This window comes from Geoalkalibacter subterraneus (genome assembly GCF_000827125.1).
Classification (GTDB): domain Bacteria; phylum Desulfobacterota; class Desulfuromonadia; order Desulfuromonadales; family Geoalkalibacteraceae; genus Geoalkalibacter_A; species Geoalkalibacter_A subterraneus.
Window position 1 is genome coordinate 2,756,138 of record NZ_CP010311.1, and the last position, 18,357, is coordinate 2,774,494.

The 18,357-nt window shown below is 60.3% G+C and carries 14 protein-coding genes; 7 read left to right on the top strand and 7 right to left on the bottom strand.

Annotated elements, in window-relative coordinates; genetic code table 11:
• The first annotated feature begins 86 nt into the window (after positions 1–86).
• From selD to fdhD, 6 genes are all read left to right on the top strand, one after another.
• Positions 87–1,127 carry a selenide, water dikinase SelD gene (selD, locus tag GSUB_RS12895; protein WP_084212040.1) on the top strand — a complete coding sequence of 347 codons (1,041 nt, stop codon included), beginning with the start codon at positions 87–89 and terminating at the stop codon, positions 1,125–1,127.
• Between the two features lie 299 nt (positions 1,128–1,426).
• Positions 1,427–4,435, top strand: coding sequence for a formate dehydrogenase-N subunit alpha (gene fdnG / locus GSUB_RS12905; RefSeq protein ID WP_084212042.1), 3,009 nt, complete (start codon positions 1,427–1,429; stop codon positions 4,433–4,435).
• Positions 4,432–5,331, top strand: a complete 900-nt coding sequence (locus tag GSUB_RS12910; RefSeq protein ID WP_052464915.1) for a 4Fe-4S dicluster domain-containing protein — start codon at positions 4,432–4,434, stop codon at positions 5,329–5,331. Before fdnG ends, GSUB_RS12910 begins: the two co-directional genes overlap by 4 nt.
• Entirely contained in the window at positions 5,328–6,548 is a 1,221-nt protein-coding gene (nrfD, locus tag GSUB_RS12915; RefSeq protein ID WP_040201146.1) for an NrfD/PsrC family molybdoenzyme membrane anchor subunit, read from the top strand. Before GSUB_RS12910 ends, nrfD begins: the two co-directional genes overlap by 4 nt.
• 286 nt (positions 6,549–6,834) lie before the next feature.
• Complete coding sequence (locus GSUB_RS12920; protein ID WP_158414085.1) at positions 6,835–8,526, top strand: cation:proton antiporter domain-containing protein; 1,692 nt, start codon at positions 6,835–6,837, stop codon at positions 8,524–8,526.
• 188 nt (positions 8,527–8,714) lie between these two features.
• Complete coding sequence (gene fdhD, locus GSUB_RS12925) at positions 8,715–10,166, top strand: formate dehydrogenase accessory sulfurtransferase FdhD (protein WP_052464916.1); 1,452 nt, start codon at positions 8,715–8,717, stop codon at positions 10,164–10,166.
• On the opposite strand, the gene GSUB_RS12930 is transcribed toward fdhD, so the two are convergent.
• The 4 genes from GSUB_RS12930 to GSUB_RS12945 all read right to left on the bottom strand — a co-directional run bounded on the left by GSUB_RS12930 (position 10,167) and on the right by GSUB_RS12945 (position 14,134).
• Positions 10,167–11,357 carry a DUF255 domain-containing protein gene (locus tag GSUB_RS12930; RefSeq protein WP_052464917.1) on the bottom strand — a complete coding sequence of 397 codons (1,191 nt, stop codon included), beginning with the start codon at positions 11,355–11,357 and terminating at the stop codon, positions 10,167–10,169.
• 67 nt (positions 11,358–11,424) lie between these two features.
• Positions 11,425–11,829, bottom strand: a complete 405-nt coding sequence (locus GSUB_RS12935; RefSeq protein WP_040201148.1) for a hypothetical protein — start codon at positions 11,827–11,829, stop codon at positions 11,425–11,427.
• Positions 11,830–11,867: 38 nt separating this feature from the next.
• On the bottom strand, positions 11,868–13,076 hold the full coding sequence (locus GSUB_RS12940) for a vWA domain-containing protein (RefSeq protein ID WP_318025922.1): 1,209 nt from the start codon (positions 13,074–13,076) through the stop codon (positions 11,868–11,870).
• Positions 13,073–14,134 (bottom strand): hypothetical protein, encoded by a 1,062-nt coding sequence (locus tag GSUB_RS12945; RefSeq protein ID WP_040201150.1) that lies wholly within the window; start codon positions 14,132–14,134, stop codon positions 13,073–13,075. Before GSUB_RS12945 ends, GSUB_RS12940 begins: the two co-directional genes overlap by 4 nt.
• 152 nt (positions 14,135–14,286) lie before the next feature.
• On the opposite strand from GSUB_RS12945, the gene GSUB_RS12950 reads away from it, so the two are divergent.
• Positions 14,287–14,481, top strand: coding sequence for a Sec-independent protein translocase subunit TatA/TatB (locus GSUB_RS12950; protein WP_040201151.1), 195 nt, complete (start codon positions 14,287–14,289; stop codon positions 14,479–14,481).
• A gap of 75 nt (positions 14,482–14,556) precedes the next feature.
• On the opposite strand, the gene tpx is transcribed toward GSUB_RS12950, so the two are convergent.
• From tpx to ftsZ, 3 genes are all read right to left on the bottom strand, one after another.
• Entirely contained in the window at positions 14,557–15,075 is a 519-nt protein-coding gene (gene tpx, locus GSUB_RS12955) for a thiol peroxidase (protein WP_040201152.1), read from the bottom strand.
• 95 nt (positions 15,076–15,170) lie between these two features.
• Positions 15,171–16,922, bottom strand: coding sequence for a radical SAM protein (locus tag GSUB_RS12960; RefSeq protein ID WP_040201154.1), 1,752 nt, complete (start codon positions 16,920–16,922; stop codon positions 15,171–15,173).
• Positions 16,923–17,166: 244 nt separating this feature from the next.
• Positions 17,167–18,327, bottom strand: coding sequence for a cell division protein FtsZ (gene ftsZ, locus GSUB_RS12965; protein WP_040201155.1), 1,161 nt, complete (start codon positions 18,325–18,327; stop codon positions 17,167–17,169).
• Positions 18,328–18,357: the final 30 nt, after the last annotated feature.

Below are 18,357 nucleotides of genomic sequence, written 5' to 3' on the forward strand. Positions count from 1 at the left end.
AAGTCTTTTTCTTTTGTTTCTCTGCGCCTTTGCCTCTCTGCGTCTTTGCGTTAAAATTTAGCTTTTGATTTTTAAAAGGATAAGCAATGACCGAAAAGATCCGCCTGACGAGTCTGTCGCGCACCTCCGGGTGAGCGGCCAAGATCGGGCCTGAGACCCTGGCGCAGGTTCTGCGTCAACTTCCCATATCCGCCGACCCCAACCTGCTGTCGGCCGCGATTCCCTTCGCCGATGCGGGCATCTACCGTATCTCGGACGACCTCGCACTGGTGCAGTCGATCGACTTCTTCACTCCAGTGGTGGATGATCCCTACCTGTTCGGCCAGATTGCCGCGGCCAACGCCCTCTCCGACGTGTTCGCCATGGGGGCGCGCCCCATCACGGCACTCAACCTGATCGGGTTCCCCCTGTGCACGCTGGGCGTCGACGATCTGACCGCCATTCTGATCGGCGGTGCCGACAAGGTGGCGGAGGCGGGCGCCGTGATTGCGGGAGGGCATTCGGTCGAGGACGATGAGCCCAAATACGGCCTTGCTGTCACCGGGCTGGTGGATCCCGCCGCGATGATCACTACCGTCGGCGCACGCCCCGGTGACCGCCTGATTCTGACCAAACCGCTGGGGACCGGCCTGCTGGCAACCGCCCTCAAGGGGGAAGTGCTCACCGAATCCGACCTGTCCGAGGCTATAAGCGGCATGGCGACCCTCAACAAGCGCGCCGCTGAAGTCATGCTGGAAACAGGCGTCCACGCCTGCACCGACATCACCGGTTTCGGCCTGCTCGGCCACGCTCTCGAGCTGGCTGCGGCCAGCAATGTCCGCATCGTTCTCGACGGCAAAAGCCTGCCCGCCTACCCCCAGGCCCTCGAAATGGCGTCCATGGGGCTGGTACCCGAAGGCAGTTATCGCAACCGCTCCCACTATCTGCCCCGCGTCCAGGACCCGGAGCGCATCCCCGCAGCCACCCTCGACCTGCTGGCCGACCCACAGACTTCCGGCGGCCTGCTGATGGTCGTCGCACCCGACAAGTGCGACCGGCTCCGGGAAAAACTTTCCGCTGCGGGCTGCGGCGCCTGGCTGATCGGCCACATCGAAGAAGGCCCGGCAGGACAAATGCGGGTCTATTAAAACCCGAACCGCCCCAGCTTCCCCCACCCCGCAAATGTTTTTGCTCCTCCCCCCAGCGGGGGGAAGCCGGGAGGGGGGGCACTTCCGGGTCAGCAGTACCCACTGGGTCATAACGACCCGATCTCCCCTGCCAGACTCTTCTCTCCGCCACGCAACACCGTTTACGCTAACCTGTCGTAAATTCTTAAATTATCCCATTCTCTCAACCCTTGCGCCAAAATGGCACAACTGTTGCGCATAGGCTCGGAAGCCTCGGCAGCTGCCCGGGTTATTTCATAGAATTCTGAAAGGAGAGAGAAATGGGAATTTCTCGTCGAAACTTCCTCAAGGGCACCGGCCTCGCCGCCGGCACGGTCGCACTGACCGGCGCCCAGGCGCAGGCAGGCGCGGACGCGCCCGAAATGCGCACCAAGGGACTTAAAACCACCACCACCGTCTGCCCCTACTGTGCCGTGGGCTGCGGGATGATTGTCCACACCAAGGATGGACGCATCGTCAACATCGAGGGCGATCCTGAACATCCCATCAATCGCGGCTCGCTCTGCTCCAAGGGCAGCGCCATGTTCCAGGTCGCCAACAACGAACGGCGCCTGACCACCGTCAAGTACCGCGCCCCCGGCAGCGACCGCTGGGAGGAAAAATCCTGGGAGTGGGCGATGGATCGCATTGCGCGGCTGATGAAAGACAGCCGCGACCGGCAGTTCATCAAGACAGAAAAGGTCAACGGCAAAAGCTACCAGGTCAACCGCAACGACGGCATGACCTTCCTCGGCGGCGCGGCCCTCGACAATGAAGAATGTTACCTGTGGGGGAAATTCTCGCGCGCCATGGGGGTCGGCTACCTCGAACACCAGGCGCGAATATGACACAGCGCCACTGTCGCCGGTCTGGCGGCATCATTCGGTCGTGGAGCCATGACCAACCATTGGAACGACATTCAGCATGCCGATGTGATTCTCGCGATCGGCTCCAACCCCGCTGAAAACCATCCGATCTCCTTCAAATACGTGGAACGGGCGATGGACCGCGGCGCCAAGCTGATCTCTGTCGACCCGCGCTACACCCGCACCTCGTCGAAAGCCGATATCTACGCCCAGCTGCGGCCGGGCACCGACATCGCCTTCATCGGCGGATTGATCAACCATACCCTTGAGAACGGCCTCTACCATAAAGACTACGTGGTGAACTACACCAACGCCGCCTTTGTCGTCGATGATAGTTTCGACTTCGAGGAAGGAATATTCTCCGGCTACAACAGCGACAGCTTCAGCTACGACAAAACCAGCTGGAGTTACAAAACCGGGGCAGACGGCAAACCGCTGCGCGACGACACGCTTGAGAACCCGCGCTGCGTTTTTCAGTTGATGAAGAAACATTACAGCCGCTACTCTCCGCAGGCTGTGTGTGAGATCACCGGCACCAGTATTCAGGATTACATGGCGGTCGCCCGTGCTTTCTGCGGGACCGGCACCACCGACAAGGTGGCGACCATCATGTACGCCATGGGAACCACCCAGCATACCTACGGCACGCAGAACGTGCGCTCCTACGCCATGCTGCAGCTGCTGCTCGGCAACGTCGGCCGCGCCGGCGGCGGCATCAACGCGCTGCGCGGCGAGTGCAACGTGCAGGGTTCCACCGACTACGCCCTGCTCTATCACATCCTGCCGGGCTACCTCAAGGCACCTGAATATCATGACACCGACCTGAAAAACTACCTCGAGAAAGCCACGCCGCGCACCACCGACGAACAGAGCGCCAACTGGTGGAGCAACTATCCCAAGTACATGGTCAGCCTGCTCAAGGCCTATTACGGCGACCATGCGGTGAAAGACAATGATTTCTGCTTCAACTACCTGCCCAAGCGCAGCGGCAACTACTCCTACATCCAGGTGATGGAGCGGCTGCAGGCAGGCGGCTTCGACGGCATGTTCTGCCTGGGCACCAACCCGATAGTGGGCGGGCCCGACGCCAACGGCATCTCCCGCGGCATGGACAAGCTCAAGTGGCTGGTTGCTGCCGACCTGTGGGAAACCGAATCGTCCATCTTCTGGAAACGTCCCGGCGTCGACCCGAAGGAGATCAAGACCGAGGTCTTTCTGCTGCCGGCCGCATCGAGCGTGGAGAAGCAGGGCAGCGTCTCCAACTCCGGACGCTGGGCTCAATGGCGCTACAAAGCCGCCAACCCTCCGGGGCAGGCGGAAAGCGACGCGTTCATCATCGACCAGATGTTCCGACGCATCCAGGCCCTTTACAAAAAAGAGGGCGGGGCTTTCCCCGACCCCATCGTCAATCTGTCCTGGGAGTACGGCGACGGCCACGAACCGGATATCGACCTGGTGGCCCGCGAGTGCAACGGCCGCTTTACCCGCGACGTGCAGATCGGCGGCAAAACCTACCGCAAGGGGCAGCAGGTTCCGAGTTTCGCACTGTTGCAGGATGACGGTTCCACCACCAGCGGCAACTGGCTTTACTGCGCCTCCTACACCGAGGAGGGCAACATGATGCAGCGCCGCGGTCAGGAAGATCCCACCGGTATGGAGATGTACCACAACTGGGCCTGGTGCTGGCCGGTCAACCGCCGCGTGCTTTACAACCGTGCCTCCGTCGACCCCGACGGTCGTCCCTGGGATTCCAAACGCCCGGTGATCAAATGGGATGCCGTCAGCGGCAAATGGCAGGGCGATGTCCCCGACGGCGGTTGGCCGCCCATGAATCAACCCGGCGGACGCAAACCCTTCATCATGGTTGCGGAAGGATTGGGACGTCTTTATGCCGCCGGGCTGGCCGACGGTCCGTTCCCGGAACATTACGAGCCGATGGAAAGTCCGGTCGCCAACCTGATGAGTCGTCAGCAGTGCAATCCTGCGGTGGCAACCCCCGGCAACATCAGCAACTCCGGCAAATTCCCCTATATCGGAACCAGCTACCGGGTCTCCGAACACTGGCAGGCAGGCGCGATGACCCGCAACCTGCCCTGGCTGGTGGAGTTGGTGCCCGATATGTTCATCGAAATGAGCGAACAGCTGGCGGCTTGGAAGGGAATCGAAAACGGCGACTGGGTCAGGGTCTCCTCCGAACGGGGCAGCATCCGGGCACGCGCCCTGGTCACTTCCCGCATCAAACCCCTACGTATCGGGGGCAAGCTGGTGGAACAGGTGGGGCTGCCCTGGCATTTCGGCTTTGCCGGTCTGGCCAAAGGCGATACCGCCAATGCCCTGACCACGGCGGTCGGCTGCGCCAACACCACCATACCCGAATACAAAGCGTTTTTGTGCAACATCGAAAAAGGGGGTAAAAGCGCATGAGTGCCGGCAAGGATTTCAGCAATAACAAGGCGTTTTTGATCGACATGACCAAATGCACCGGCTGCCGTGGCTGCCAGGTGGCCTGCAAGCAGTGGAACCAGCTGCAGGCGGAAGAGACGGATTTCTTCAGTGGTGAGGGGTACCAGAATCCGCCGGCCATGTCGGAACATACATTCACCCGCATCAAGTTCCGCGACTATCAGCGCAACGGGCACAACGAGTTCGCTTTTTACAAAGAGATGTGCATGCACTGCAACGAACCGGCCTGTGCCTCGGTCTGCCCGGTCGGGGCCTTCCAGAAAACCGATGAAGGCCCGGTGGTCTACAAGGCCGAACGCTGCATCGGCTGTCGCTTCTGCATGATCGCCTGCCCCTTCGGCGTGCCTAAGTACGAGTGGAGCAAGGTTTTCCCGCTGGTCCGCAAATGCACCGGCTGCTACAGCCGCGTGCGCGAGGGCTTGGAGCCGGCCTGCGTCACCGCCTGCCCCACGGCCATCAGCTACGGCCCGCGCAAGGAGATGATCAAGGAAGCCGAGCGACGCCTGACCCAGCATCCCGACCGCTACATCCACAAGGTGTACGGCAAGGATGAGGCAGGCGGCACCAATGTCATCTACCTGACCAACCTGCCTTTCAACGAACTCGGATTCAAGCCGGTGACCCTGCGCCCGCTGCCCGAATACACCTGGCAGGCGCTGCGACTCGTGCCTGGCATCTTCGTCGGTGTCGGTGCCGCGCTGTCGGGCATTACCTGGTTCCAGCACCGCAAGGAGCGGCTCAGAAAAGAGCGTTCCGCAGAACATGACCAGAAGGGTGCAGCATGCTGCGCCCCGGCCGAAGAGTCGACCCATCAGGTGGAATCCGATCAGAAGGGCAAGGAGGATCAGCACTCATGACCGCAGCCAAAACTATTCTCACTGAAATTCAGGGCTACCATCGCTTTATCAAGTTCCTGATATTCCTCGTCGCCCTGGCGGCTTTGGGTTCGGCGGTGCGCTTCATCTTCGGACTGGGCGCCACCACCAATCTCAACGATACCTATCCCTGGGGATTGTGGATCTCTTTCGATGTCGTCACCGCCGTACCGCTGGCGGCAGGTGCCTTCACCCTCGGCGTGGTGGCGCATGTTTTCCGCATCGAAAAGCTCGAGCCCCTGGTGCGCCCGGCCATCGTGACCGGTTTTCTCGGCTATTCTCTGGTGTGCGTCGGGCTGATGCTCGACCTCGGCCAGCCTCATCGCGGCGTCTACGTACTCTTTCCCTGGAACTGGAACGTACACTCGCCCATGTTCGAGGTCTCCATGTGCGTCATGGCCTACACCACGGTGCTTTTCCTGGAATTTCTGCACCCGGTGTCGGAGCGCTTCGGCTGGCACATTCCGCTGCGGCTGCTGCGCAACCTGCAGATCCCCTTCGCGATCCTGGCGGCGATGATCTCCACGTTGCACCAGTCGACCCTGGGAACCTTCTTCCTCATCGCGGTCGATAAATTGCACGCCCTGTGGTACACGCCGCTGCTGCCCCTGCAGTTCTGGCTGTCGGCCATCTTTACCGGCCTGTGCATCGTCATGCTGGAGGCCAGTTTGGTGCATCGCTACATGGGGCAGCCGGACGAATCCAGCCTGCTGTCAACCCTGACCCGCATCGTTCCCTGGGTCATGGGCGCCTACATGCTGGTGAAATTCGTTCCGCTGCTGGTCGCCCCCCAGGGGCCGCTGTTCGACCGGCCGATTCTGACCGCGCTGTTCTTGGTTGAAATCACCATCGGCCTGCTGCTGCCGTTCTGGATGTTTCTGCAAAGCCGCATCCGCACTGACAAGAATATGCAGCTGCGCGCCGCCAGCCTGGCCATTTTCGGGCTGGTTCTCAATCGCTTCAACGTCTCCATGTTCGGCATGATCCAGCCGGGTCAGGAAATCTATGTACCCAATCTGCTGGAATCGATGGTGACGGTCGGTATCATTGCGGCGCATATCCTGTTCTTTGTTCTGATCGCCAAGTACTTCCCCATCTTCGAACACCACCCGGAAACGGTCGACTACTCGATTCCCGACCGTTTTCATAAGGTTGAAGGAGACGGAGAAAAAACCGCCGTGGCTGCATCAAAGAACTAATCGAAAATCAGCATCAACCACGACATCCTCTTGTCCATAAAGGCTGATCCGACCTGACAAATCGGTCTTTTTCAGACGTTGTTAAAATCTAAGGGGCGGCGGGTCAAACCGCCGCCCCTTTTTTGTCTGTCACGATGCCAATGCAACACTCGGTACGACATGTTTAATTCAGAGCCTCCCACCACCTTTTTACTTGCCACTGCTCCAAGGCTTGCTTAAACTTTTTCTCCTCCATTTAAACTGTTCTGCAGGATGCCTCGAATCTGAGCCGGAGAAATGAGAGTGCATGGACGCTTTAACTCCCCATGAAATAACGGCGCTGTTTCTGGCCCTCGGCCTGCTGCTCGCCACAGCCCGCGGGCTTGGCGAGTTGGCGCAGCGCTATAATCTGCCGTCGGTCCTGGGAGAAATCTCGGCGGGCATCCTGTGGGGACCGACTATTTTCGGCGCGTTGGCCCCAGACTGGCACACCTTTCTTTTTCCACGCACGGGAGGCGGGGCTCTTGCTTTCGACGGGCTGACCACCCTGGCTATCGTGCTTTTTCTGCTGGTGGCAGGGATGGAGGTCGATCTCTCCACGGTCTGGCGTCAGGGGAAAACTGCGCTTTGGGTGGCCCTTGCCGGCATGCTGCTGCCTTTTTCACTCGGTTTTGCCGCCGCCTGGTGGACCCCCGGACTGGTCGGTTACCAGGCGCCCGCCCCCCCGCTGCCGTTTGCCCTCTTCATGGCGACGGCGCTTTCAATCTCTGCGCTGCCGATCATCGCCAAGATCCTGATGGATCTCAACATCTATCGCAGCGATCTGGGCGTCACAATTATAGCTGCCGCGGTATTCAACGACCTGCTGGGCTGGCTGGTGTTCGCCGTCATTCTCGGCATGATCGGCGCCGGCCACGGCATGCCGCTGGAACATACCCTGTGGATCACGCTGGCCTTTACCGCCGCCATGCTCACTATTATCCCCTGGTGCCTGCACCGGGTGCTCCCCTGGATTCAGGCCCATACCACCTGGCCCGGCGGCGTGCTGGGCTTTGCCCTGTCCGTCTGCCTGGTTTCGGCGGCCTTTACCGAGTGGATCGGCATTCATGCCATTTTCGGCTCCTTTCTCGCGGGAGTCGCCCTGGGGCATTCCAGTCACCTGCGGGAGCGGACCCGGGCCACAATCGATCAGTTTGTCTCCTTCATATTTGCGCCGCTGTTTTTCGCCAGCATCGGACTCAAGGTCAATTTCGTTGAGAATTTCAATGTTCTGCTGACCCTGACGATCCTGATCCTCGCCCTGAGCGGCAAGGTGATCGGCAGCGCACTGGGCGGAAGAGCAGGCGGGTTGACGCGGCGAGACTCCATCGGGGTCGGCTTCGGTATGAGCGCGCAGGGCACCATGGGGATCATCCTCGGTGTGCTGGCCCTTCAATTAGAATTGATCAGCAACGAAGTGTTTGTGTCTCTGGTGGTTATGGCACTGATCACCTCCCTGGTCAGCGGGCCTGCGCTGCAGCGCATCCTTCACCTGAAGAAACCGCGCCGTTTTATCGACTTCCTGCAACCGCAGGGGTTCATCACCTGTCTCGAAGCGACCGATCGCTGGGAAGCGATTCGAGAGCTGTCCCGCAACATTGCGCCCTACGCCGGACTTGATGTCGGGGTCGTCAGCGCTGCGGTGTTGAGCCGCGAACGCCTGATGGCCACCGGCATCGGCGAAGGCGTGGCGGTCCCCCATGCTCGCCTGCCGGGATTGATGACTCCGATCGTCGCCATCGGACTTTCACCGACAGGCATCGAATTCGATGCGCCCGACGGCTCCCCCAGCCACATCGTCTGCCTGATCCTGACCCCTCACAACGATAACGGCGCCCAGCTTGAAATCCTTGCCGACATCGCCACAACCTTCAAAAAACCCCAGTTGCGCGATAAAACACTGACGGTCAATGGATTCACCGAATTTCTCGCGCTGGTACGCAGCGGCGAGCCCACCTGATAACTTCTTGTCTACAATCTCTGGATCAAAATGACCCACATGGGTCGTCCCGACTCATCCACATACTGTCAACACATTGTTTTTAAAGAACTTTTCTGCGGCACGCTTCCTGCTATGTTCTTCGCCGAACAGCGACAGGCTTTTTCTGAACCGGCAAGGAACAACCTGATGGAAGCGAGGTTCGACAGATGACAGGGACGCTTTCCCCCCGCACCACCGTGCGTTATGAAAAACAGGCATTTCAGCAGCGTGAACGCCACATCGTGCAGGAGTTCCCCCTGCGCCTGATGGTCAATGAACGTGAGCTTGCGACCTTGGTTGCCAGCCCTCATCAACTGAATTTTCTCGCTGTCGGTTTTCTGCGACTGCAGGGCTTTATCTCCACTCCCGACGACATTCTAAGCCTGGGAGTCTGCAGTGAATTCGGGCTTGCCAGCATTCGCCTCAAAAAAGACATTCCGGAGCGCCTTACCCCGACCCTGACCTCCGGCTGCGGCACGGGGATCGTCTTCAACCTCCCCCAGCACCTCAGGCCGTCTGAAAACGAGGGCACAGCTTCACCCTCCAGCGTTGATCCGCAGACCGTGCTCGGCCTGATGGCCAACCTGGCACGGTTGGCGGACAATTACTCCCGGCACGGGGGAATTCACTCTGCGGCCGTTTCGTCGACTGAAGATCCGGAGCTGTTCGCTGAAGACCTCGGGCGCCACAACACCCTCGATCGCATTGCGGGGGAGGCGTTGTTCAGGGGAATCAACCTGAAGGGAAAGCTGCTGGTCACATCGGGAAGAGTATCAACGGAGATGGTGGCCAAAGCGACCCGGCTGGGCATCGCCCTGATCGCCTCGCGCACCTCGCCCACTGACGCTGCCGTGGAACTTGCTCAACAGGCGGGGATCACCCTCATCGGCTATGTGCGCGGCGGCAGCTTCGAGGTGTACGCCCATCACGAACGCCTCCGTCAGGTGGCAGCGGATGGACGGATTTCCGGCATCACCGGCGTCATACTGGCAGGCGGCGAGAGCCGGCGCATGGGGTGCGACAAATCACTGCTGCCGGTCGCTGGAGCGCGTTTCATTGATCATATCTACCGGAAGATGACGGAACTGTTCGATGAGGTGATCATCGTTACCAACTCGCCCGGACTCTACCAGGACATTCCCTGCCGCAAAGTGCCCGACATCTACTATGGTCGCGGCGCCCTGGCGGGCATACATTCTGGTCTGTGCCATGCGCAGAACCAGCGTATTTTCGTGGCCGCCTGCGACATGCCCTACCTGAACACGGATCTGATCCGCACCCTCTGCCACCACTCTGAGCAGAGCGATGTGGTGATTCCGCAGAGCCCCAACGGCCTCGAGCCGCTGCACGCCCTCTACCACAAGAACTGCCTTGGCGCCATCGAAAACACCCTCGATCGCGGACGGCGACGCATTGTGCACTTCTTCCCGCAGGTCCGCGTAAGCGAGGTGGCGATCACCGCGGTCAACGCCGTCGATCCGCAGGGAAAGAGCTTCCGCAATATCAACACGCCGGAGGAATACTTTCACTGCCGCCTGACGGCCGACGGGACCAGCGCACCGCTTAAAACAAGCGAAGAAGAGCAATTGAGCATCCAGGGGCGCTCCTCTTCAGGCTAATCATCCATCCAGAATCTGCCTCAGCGCCTCGACCGAGGTGACCGGTTCCCGACAGCTTTGGTCCCGACAGACCCAGGCTGTCGGTTTTCCATCAACGACATGTTTGTCGCGTAAAGGGTCGAGGGGCGAGCGGCTCTCTGCATCATCCGGTCGCTGCAGAAATACCAGCGTCCCAGGGTGCAGCCCCTGGCGAAAAACAGCAAGCATCTCCTGCGGACGCGCATCGTGTTCCGGTACGCAAATGACCACTTCCTGCCGCGGCCCGAGCGCATAATCGAGGGCGATAAGAAGTTGCCCGAAAGCCTGCGGATTCTGTTCGGCCATCGGCAGCAGCCTCCCCAGGAGCCGCTCGCCCCGCTCCTCCAGTTCCACATCCCCCGAAAGACGAGCCATCCGCATCCGCTTCAGGGTGTGCAGCGCCATATCTCGGGCCTTCGTATCATCAAAACGACGACCGATGCGCAGCAGCAGGGAAAGGTTGTGTGCGGTGGGAAATTTGGGCGCCCGGCCGAAGCCTCCGTGCTGTGTGTCATAAACACGCGCGAAGTGACTGCGTGCCGCCTCCAGATAGCGGGGTTCGAGAGCGGCCTCGCTCCCCTCTCCCTGATTGAGATGCAACAGGGATTGATGGATCTGCTCACCGGCCTCGGTAATCCGCTTGCGGTCACTGTGCCACAGATCCGCCACCCGCTGCGCCAGTTCGATGAGCCCCATCGCCCCGCCACGGGATCGCTTCGGAAGGTAGGTCGCGGCGAAAAAAGGCTTGCCGTCGGGAGAAAGCAGAAGCGTCAGCGGCCAGCCGCCGCTGCCGGTGAGCATCTGGCAGACGGTCATGTAGGTGTCGTCAATATCCGGGCGCTCTTCGCGGTCGACCTTGATGCAGATGAAATGACGATTGAGGACCTCGGCGACTTCAGGATCTTCAAAGGACTCATGGGCCATGACATGGCACCAGTGACAGGTGGAAGAGCCGATGGACAGAAACACCGGCTTATCTTCCCGCCGCGCCCGCGCGAAGGCCTCTTCCCCCCATGGATACCAGTCGAGGAGATTCTCCGCATGCTGCAGCAGGTACGGGCTTTTTTCGAAGATCAGACGGTTGAAGGCATCGCCGCCATCAGGGGGTAGTTGGGACAGATCGATTTGGCTGAGGCGCGAGATCGGATCGTGATTGTTGGGATCTGTATCCATGATGAGCTCCTTGCCGAGATATTAATTACCTATCCTATCTTATTTTCGACGGAGTTCACCTTGTGTGCTACAGATCCCCGGTCAATTCCTGCAGTTTGAAAATCTTGGGGTTGAGGTCGCGTACTGCGGCGATGATCTCCCGCAGGGACGGTTCATCGATGCCCTCTTCTTCGTCCCGTGCCTGAAACCAGTTGTAACCGCGCGGCAGCGGTGAGGGGGCGCCATCGCGCAGCAAAGTCACGTCGACCAGGTCGTTGACGCGGCCGCCGGCTTCCCAGGGGTCTCGGTAGTTATACTGGCGGGCGAGGATCTGCAGTACAAGGCCGTTGGGGAACTGGGCGCGCACTTCAAAGGAGAATTCGCGCGGGGCACCGTAGTTCTCGGTGCGGCCGCCGCGAGAGGCGACGCGGGCGCCGGCTTCTTCGAGCAGGGCGCGCACGGAGTCTTCTGTCATGGGAGGCAGCTCGTTCATGTCCGTTGTCCGTTCTTCGTTGATGGCGATCTTCCAGGTCAGGCGTCGAGGCGAAGTTCGACTCCCCAGTCAGCGGGTTTTTGGCCTTCCCGTGTCAGCACCCAGAGGGTGGGAAATTCCATCTTCTCGGGCGCCTCGCCGTAGCCGTCGGTCAGGTAGATGACGGCGGCCGGGCGTGGGTGCATGCTGCGGGCGTAGTCAAAGGCGGGGCGCAGGTCGGTGAAACCGCCGCCATGATAGACCTCAGCGACTACGTCAGTGCCGCGGAAATGCGTGATCTTCTGGATGCGGCTGCCGGCGTAGAGGACCGTAATCAGACTGTCGCGCCCACGGGCGATGCGCACCAGCTCGGCGGCAAAGGTTTCACGCAGCGCCTGAATATTGGTGGAGTCGCTGACATCGACCGCCACCAGCAGATTGAGGCGGTGGCGCTTGCGCTGGCCGGGGGTCTGGTGGCCGAAGCGCCTGTTTTCACGCATCCAGGTGGCTCTTCGCCCGACACGCCCGGCGGTTGCGACGAACTGGCGCAGAACCTGGCGCCAGGGGACCGGCGAGGGGGCCAGCATCGACAGCACCAGCGGTGAGACATCGCCAGGCACCTCGCCAGAGGATTTGCGCCAGGCCTGCCGGACCAGATCGCGCACTGTCTGTTCTGCGAGTTTGACGGGAGTCGCATCGGCTTCGCGCCAGATCTCGTGATCGTCTACCGGAGTGGCCTGGGGCGTATCTTTCGAATCGGCGTCGCTGCCCGCCAGTGTGCCGGCCTCTTCGCGACTGGCGCTGCCCAGTCCCTCCCCTTCCAGGTTGCCCATGTCCAGAGGGGATGACAACTGGCGGGCATATTCCTCTGCGGCCAAGCCGGGTTCAAGCCCGAACTTCTCCGGCCGTGGCGCGGCGGCAGGCATGTGCTCGATGCCCGGGTTAATGGCCAGATCGGTGGCGACATCCCACAGCAGCCGGTGGCAGTCTCTGCGGCGGACCATGTGCATATGCAGCAGATGCTTGATCAGGTGTTCGAGCAGGGCTTCCTGCTCCTCCCCGCGATACGCCCGCAACCGTTCGGCGTTGACACTCAGAGTCGGCACGCCGCCGGACAGTGTGATGCCGACAGGCGCGGGCGCATTGCTGGGGCGGCGGTGCAGGCCGAGCAGCATATGGCCGTAGAAGGGACGCCGCTTGAGCAGACGGATAATGGCGTTTTCTATTCCGCGCTGCTGTGGGTCGTTCATGGTGATCGGCTTTTTCAACTGGCTTCGCGGCTGATCTGCTCGATGACATCGAACACCACCGCATCATGCTCGTCGCGGCTGAGAATCGTCGCAACCGCCGGGATCTGCAGCAGGGTCTTGACCAGCCCGAAACGCAAGTCCCGCGGCAGCACATCGATGTATTGCACCAGGTTTTTCTCCTGGGACGAATTCAGATCGGCATCGTCGCGCAGGCGGTTCACCACCGCGTTGAGGGTTGCCGCCTGCAGGTCGTCGCGTTGGTGGGCCACCCGGTCAGCCACCTTGGGCCACTGGTCGAGAACCTGATGCGCCTCCACTGGGCGTTCACGGTTTTCATGGCACCAGCGCAGGAACATGGCGGCGGCCTCGTTGCCGACCAGCCCGGCGTAAACCTCCATCTCCAGATCGGGATCGAAACGACAGTTTTTGCGCAGAATACTGACCATCTCCCAGGCCCGCTCCGTCGGCTCGATCTGCATGTCCATCGCTTCACCGGGCGCGGCCAGCATCTGCGTGTTCACCGAAAGGAAGCGGCGCACCTCGGCATCAAAGCCCTTGCGCTCGGCATAGCGGGCCCAACAGGCGTAGTCCGACTCCACGTAGATCATCACCATACGGTCGAGAAGCGCCCGGTCGAGCGTCGCCACCTGGTAAGTGCCGTCCGGAGGGTTGATGGTCACCACCACCTTGTGGCGAGGATCGAGCTGATGGGTGTGAAGAGCACGCTGCTGCCCTTCAGCGGGGGGCTCGACGAACTGAAAAATCGCCTGCAGGGTATCTTCCTGCTGCGCCCGGTTGAGTTCGTCGCAATGGACAACGGTCGGCGGGTCATGGTCGGCGGGCCACCAGGAAGGCCGCGACCAGCGCATGACATCGCCCTCGCGGTAAGGCATGCCCACGAGATCGCCGACCTCCATCTGCCCAAGCCGCAGCGGGATATAATTGAGATCCGCTTCACGGCACACCTGAACCAGACCGGCGGTTTTCCCGACCCCGCGGTGTCCCACGATGCAGGGCGTCAGATCGGTGCGGGTCAGGATCTCGCGCACCACCTTTTTCATCTGTTCAACATTCATCGCGCAATCTCTGTTCTATGACAGTCGAAAAATTTAAGGATCAGCAGCTTTTACGATAAAACATCCCTCCGCTCCCATGCAAGTTACGCTAAGCCTTGAACCTGAAGAGAGATTCGGGCTAAGATCCGGAGCAGGATGAAAAGGAGACGAATATGTTCGGATTCGGGATGTGGGAAATCGCTATTTTCATCGGCCTGCTGGTGGTGCTGTTCGGTGCGCGCCGCGCCGGGCGCATCGTTCGCCGCGGCGTGGACCTGCACGGTCGAGCCCAGGATCTGCGCCAGCAGTCGCGGCGGCTGTTCAGCCTCGAAAGCCTGCTGGGAAACCGCGGCAATCGCGACCGCTAACCCATCCCTTTGAAATGATAAAAGCCCCCGCCGTCAGACAGGGGCCTTCATCAGCAGATTGTCTGAAAATCTCTCTCAGACCAGCTTCTTCACCGCCGCCAACGCCGCATCGTAATCGGGCTCGTCCGTGACCTCGGGGACGATTTCGCGGTAGGCGATCTTGCCCGCCGCGTCGATCACGAAAACCGCGCGCGCCAGCAGTTTCAGTTCCTTGATCAAAATCCCGTAGTTCTCGCCGAAAGAACGCTCCTGGTAATCGGACAGGGTTTTGACCTTGTCGATGTCGGCGTTGCCGCACCAGCGCTTCTGGGCAAAGGGCAGATCCATGCTGATGGTGTAGACTTCTACATTGTCGGGCAACTGCGCGGCCTGCTCGTTGAACTTGCGGGTCATGGTATCGCAAACCGGCGTATCGATAGAGGGGACCACCGTAATCAGCCGCACCTTGCCGGCGGAATCGCCCAGGCTTACCGGCTGCAGCCCCGTATCAACCACTTTGAAATCCGGCGCGCTCTGCCCCACGCCCACATCAGGACCGATCAGCGTCATGGGATTGCCTTTAAAGGTGATCACACCGGTTCTTTCCTGTGCCATAAAAAACCTCCTTGCGCAACTGCGCGTTAAATGATTATCGAATCGGTCATCATTTTACCCGCTCCCCTGCATCTGTCAAGTCGTGCGCCTTCGATTCATGAATGTGTGGCGGTTGCGGTCGGCTGCCCGCAGACGCCGCAACGAACACAGCCGGGGGCACGGCGAGGGGTCGGATCGCATTGCAGGGCACGACGGTATTCCTGCAGAAGATACTCCCGGCGGACCCGGTTGTCGATGATTTCCCATGGGAACACCTCGTGCGGGTCACGCTCGCGGATCACCACCGCGTCCGGGTCCAGCCCCTGCTCCCGGCAGGCAGCCTTGAGGTTTTTGCCCTGCGCCAGCAGCCTGATCACCTCGGCGGCTCGGCGGTCGGCGCGGGCAAGAAAGGCCTGCAGTACAGCGGATTTAAGTGATTCGAAAATCACCTCCGTATTGGGCATGTGCGCCACCGCGCTACGCAGTGTTTTGACCGCCTTGCGCAAGGCTTTCTCAGATCCCATGCCGGCCCACTGAAAAGGGGTAAAGGGTTTGGGGATAAAGGGATTGACCGACAGAGTCAGCGTCCCGAGCCGGCCACGGCGGCGGCCCGCTTCGCGCCAGATAAGCCGGATTTCATCGCTTAAAGCGATAATCGCCTCGATATCCTCGTCCGCCTCACCGGGCAGCCCGATGAGGAAATAGAGCTTGAGGTTAATCATCCCCGCCTCTGCCAGACGGTGCACGGCTTCCAGGATCTGCTCTCTGTCGATCCCTTTGTTGATCAGGTCGCGCATCCGCTGGCTACCGGCCTCGGGAGCGATGGCCACGGTCTTGTGTCCGGACGCCACCAGGTCCTCAATTTCTTCCTGTCGCAAAGCGTCAAGACGCAGACTGGAGACGGACACTTCGCCGCCGTGTTCCAGAATATGGCGCTGCAGAGCCGGTGCGTCGGGATGGTCGGAAACCGCCGCCCCCACCAGGCCGACGCGCGCCCGGTGGCAGAGACCTGCATCGATCTGTTCGCGCAGCGTCTCAAAACTGCGCTCACGCGGGGGAAGATAGATGTACCCTGCGGCACAGAAGCGGCAGCCGCGGGAACACCCGCGCGAAATTTCGCTCAGAAACATTTCGCCGAATTCGGTATTTGGTGTAAGCACAAAAGACAGGCTCGGCGACTGGTTCAAGTCGGCAAGGTACTGGCGCTCGACCTTGGCGGGGATATCAGCAAGGGGATGATGTCCGGCAAACTGCCCATGTTCGTCATAAGTCGCCTCGTAAAGCGAAGGAACGTACAGGCCGGGCTGCCGCGCCAACCGGACAAGCAATTCCGCACGATCGCCCGTATTTGCCTGCAACGTTTCGAGCAAAGACGGCAGGATCGGCTCCGCTTCACCGACCGCGAACAGGTCCACGACATCCGCCAGGGGTTCCGGGTTGAGAAAAGCGCAAACGCCCCCCGCCAGCAGCAGTGGAGAGCGTTCGTCGCGCGCATCGGATCTCCAGGGGAGCCGCCCCAGTTCAAAGATCGTCGGCAGATGAAGGTAGTCGTTTTCAAAACTGAGAGAAAAGGCGATGAGGTCGAACTCGTCGAGAAACCTTCCCGATTCAAGGGAGAAAAGGGGGTAGCCGGTATTGCGGTGCTCCTTCAGATCTTCAGGGTCCGGCAGGAAGAAACGCTCGCACAATACATCGTCGCGCTGATTGAGCAGGTGGTAGACGGTCAGAAAGCCAAGGTTGCTCATGGCATGGTGGTAGGTGTTGGGATACACCAGCGCCACGGCGAGCCGTCCCCCCCAGGGGTTGGCCCGATCCCCGCTCTCCGCCGCCAGACGACGGCGTGCCTTGTCAAGTAGACGTCTACTCACTCCTCACTCCTCACAAGAATCATCCTAACACGATATCACGAAAAAAAGGCCGCGGTTAAGCGGCCTTGATAAGGGAGACAGAATAAAAATAAAAAACGCGCACCTCCCCTGCTTCGCCGGGCGGAGAACCGACTCGGGAAGGAACGGACTGATGACAGGTGACATTTTCTGTTTTACAGCCTCGGACGCAGTTCACCCGCAGACCGAGGCCGGATACAATCCAGGTCTCTGAAAAAAGTTTTTATCAGTCTACGCGCTTGCGCAGGAACGTGGGGATATCGTACTCATCCTCACTTCCGGAAGCACCGCCGAGAGTCGAGCGCATGTTGCGGATCGACTCGCGCTGGCGCTCGCGAATGAAAGCCGGAATATCGCGATCGACCTTGGAGCCCATCGCCATGGCCGCCTGCGCCTTGAGTTCGTCGCTGGCCAGCTTGCTGCGCTCGAAGGATTCCCCAAAACCGGTGGCGATCGCGGTGATCTTGAGGTTCTCGCCCATCTCCTCGTTAACCACCAGTCCGATAATGATATTGGCGTCCTCGTGAACTTTCTCGTGAATGATGCGGGAAGCCTCGTCGAACTCCTCCATCGTCATACTGGAAGAACCGCAGATGTTGACCAGTACCCCTTTGGCACCGGAGATGTCGATATCTTCCAGCAGCGGGCTGCTGATGGCCTTCTGGGCCGCCTCGGCCGCACGTTTTTCTCCCGATGCCGCACCGATTCCCATCATGGCCATGCCGCGCTCGCTCATGATCGCCTTGACGTCGGCAAAGTCGACGTTGATCAGGCCGCTGGTGGTGATCAGGTCGGAAATGCCCTGAACGGCCTGACGCAATACATCGTCCGAAGGCTTGAACGCATCGAGAATACTCATGTTCTTTCCGGCCAGACCCAACAGTCGGTCATTGGGAATCACGATCAGCGAGTCGACCACCTTCTTCAGGCACTCAACGCCCTGCTCCGCCTTCTTCATGCGCTGCTTGCCTTCGCGGGTAAACGGCTTGGTCACGACCCCTACGGTCAAAGCGCCGAGTTCCCTGGCAACCTCAGCAATAATAGGCGCTGAACCCGTGCCGGTGCCTCCGCCGAGACCTGCGGCGATAAACACCATGTCGGCCCCGTCAAGGAATTCGGCAATGCGCGCCCGGTCTTCCAAAGCGGCTTCGCGGCCGATTTCCGGGTTGGCACCGGCCCCCAGGCCCTTGGTCAGCTTGCTGCCGAGCTGGACTTTCATCGGCGCGTGGCTGTTTTTGAGCGCCTGGGCATCGGTGTTGGCCGTGAGAAACTCGACCCCGTCCACCATGTTGTCGATCATGGTGTTGACCGCGTTTCCGCCGCCTCCCCCGACTCCGATCACTTTGATTTTCGCGGTTTGATCCAAACTGTCGTCAAATTCAAACATGTCTCCCTCCTCGCCTTTTGTATCCGAAAT

Excerpts from the sequence above, each read along its gene's own strand:
- GSUB_RS12920 (WP_158414085.1), top strand. The coding sequence starts at position 6,835 with ATGGACGCTTTAACTCCCCATGAAATAACGGCGCTGTTTCTGGCCCTC.
- GSUB_RS12950 (WP_040201151.1), top strand. The coding sequence starts at position 14,287 with ATGTTCGGATTCGGGATGTGGGAAATCGCTATTTTCATCGGCCTGCTG.
- GSUB_RS12930 (WP_052464917.1), bottom strand. The coding sequence starts at position 11,357 with ATGGATACAGATCCCAACAATCACGATCCGATCTCGCGCCTCAGCCAA.
- GSUB_RS12945 (WP_040201150.1), bottom strand. The coding sequence starts at position 14,134 with ATGAATGTTGAACAGATGAAAAAGGTGGTGCGCGAGATCCTGACCCGC.
- nrfD (WP_040201146.1), top strand. The coding sequence starts at position 5,328 with ATGACCGCAGCCAAAACTATTCTCACTGAAATTCAGGGCTACCATCGC.
- ftsZ (WP_040201155.1), bottom strand. The coding sequence starts at position 18,327 with ATGTTTGAATTTGACGACAGTTTGGATCAAACCGCGAAAATCAAAGTG.
- GSUB_RS12935 (WP_040201148.1), bottom strand. The coding sequence starts at position 11,829 with ATGAACGAGCTGCCTCCCATGACAGAAGACTCCGTGCGCGCCCTGCTC.
- GSUB_RS12910 (WP_052464915.1), top strand. The coding sequence starts at position 4,432 with ATGAGTGCCGGCAAGGATTTCAGCAATAACAAGGCGTTTTTGATCGAC.
- fdhD (WP_052464916.1), top strand. The coding sequence starts at position 8,715 with ATGACAGGGACGCTTTCCCCCCGCACCACCGTGCGTTATGAAAAACAG.
- tpx (WP_040201152.1), bottom strand. The coding sequence starts at position 15,075 with ATGGCACAGGAAAGAACCGGTGTGATCACCTTTAAAGGCAATCCCATG.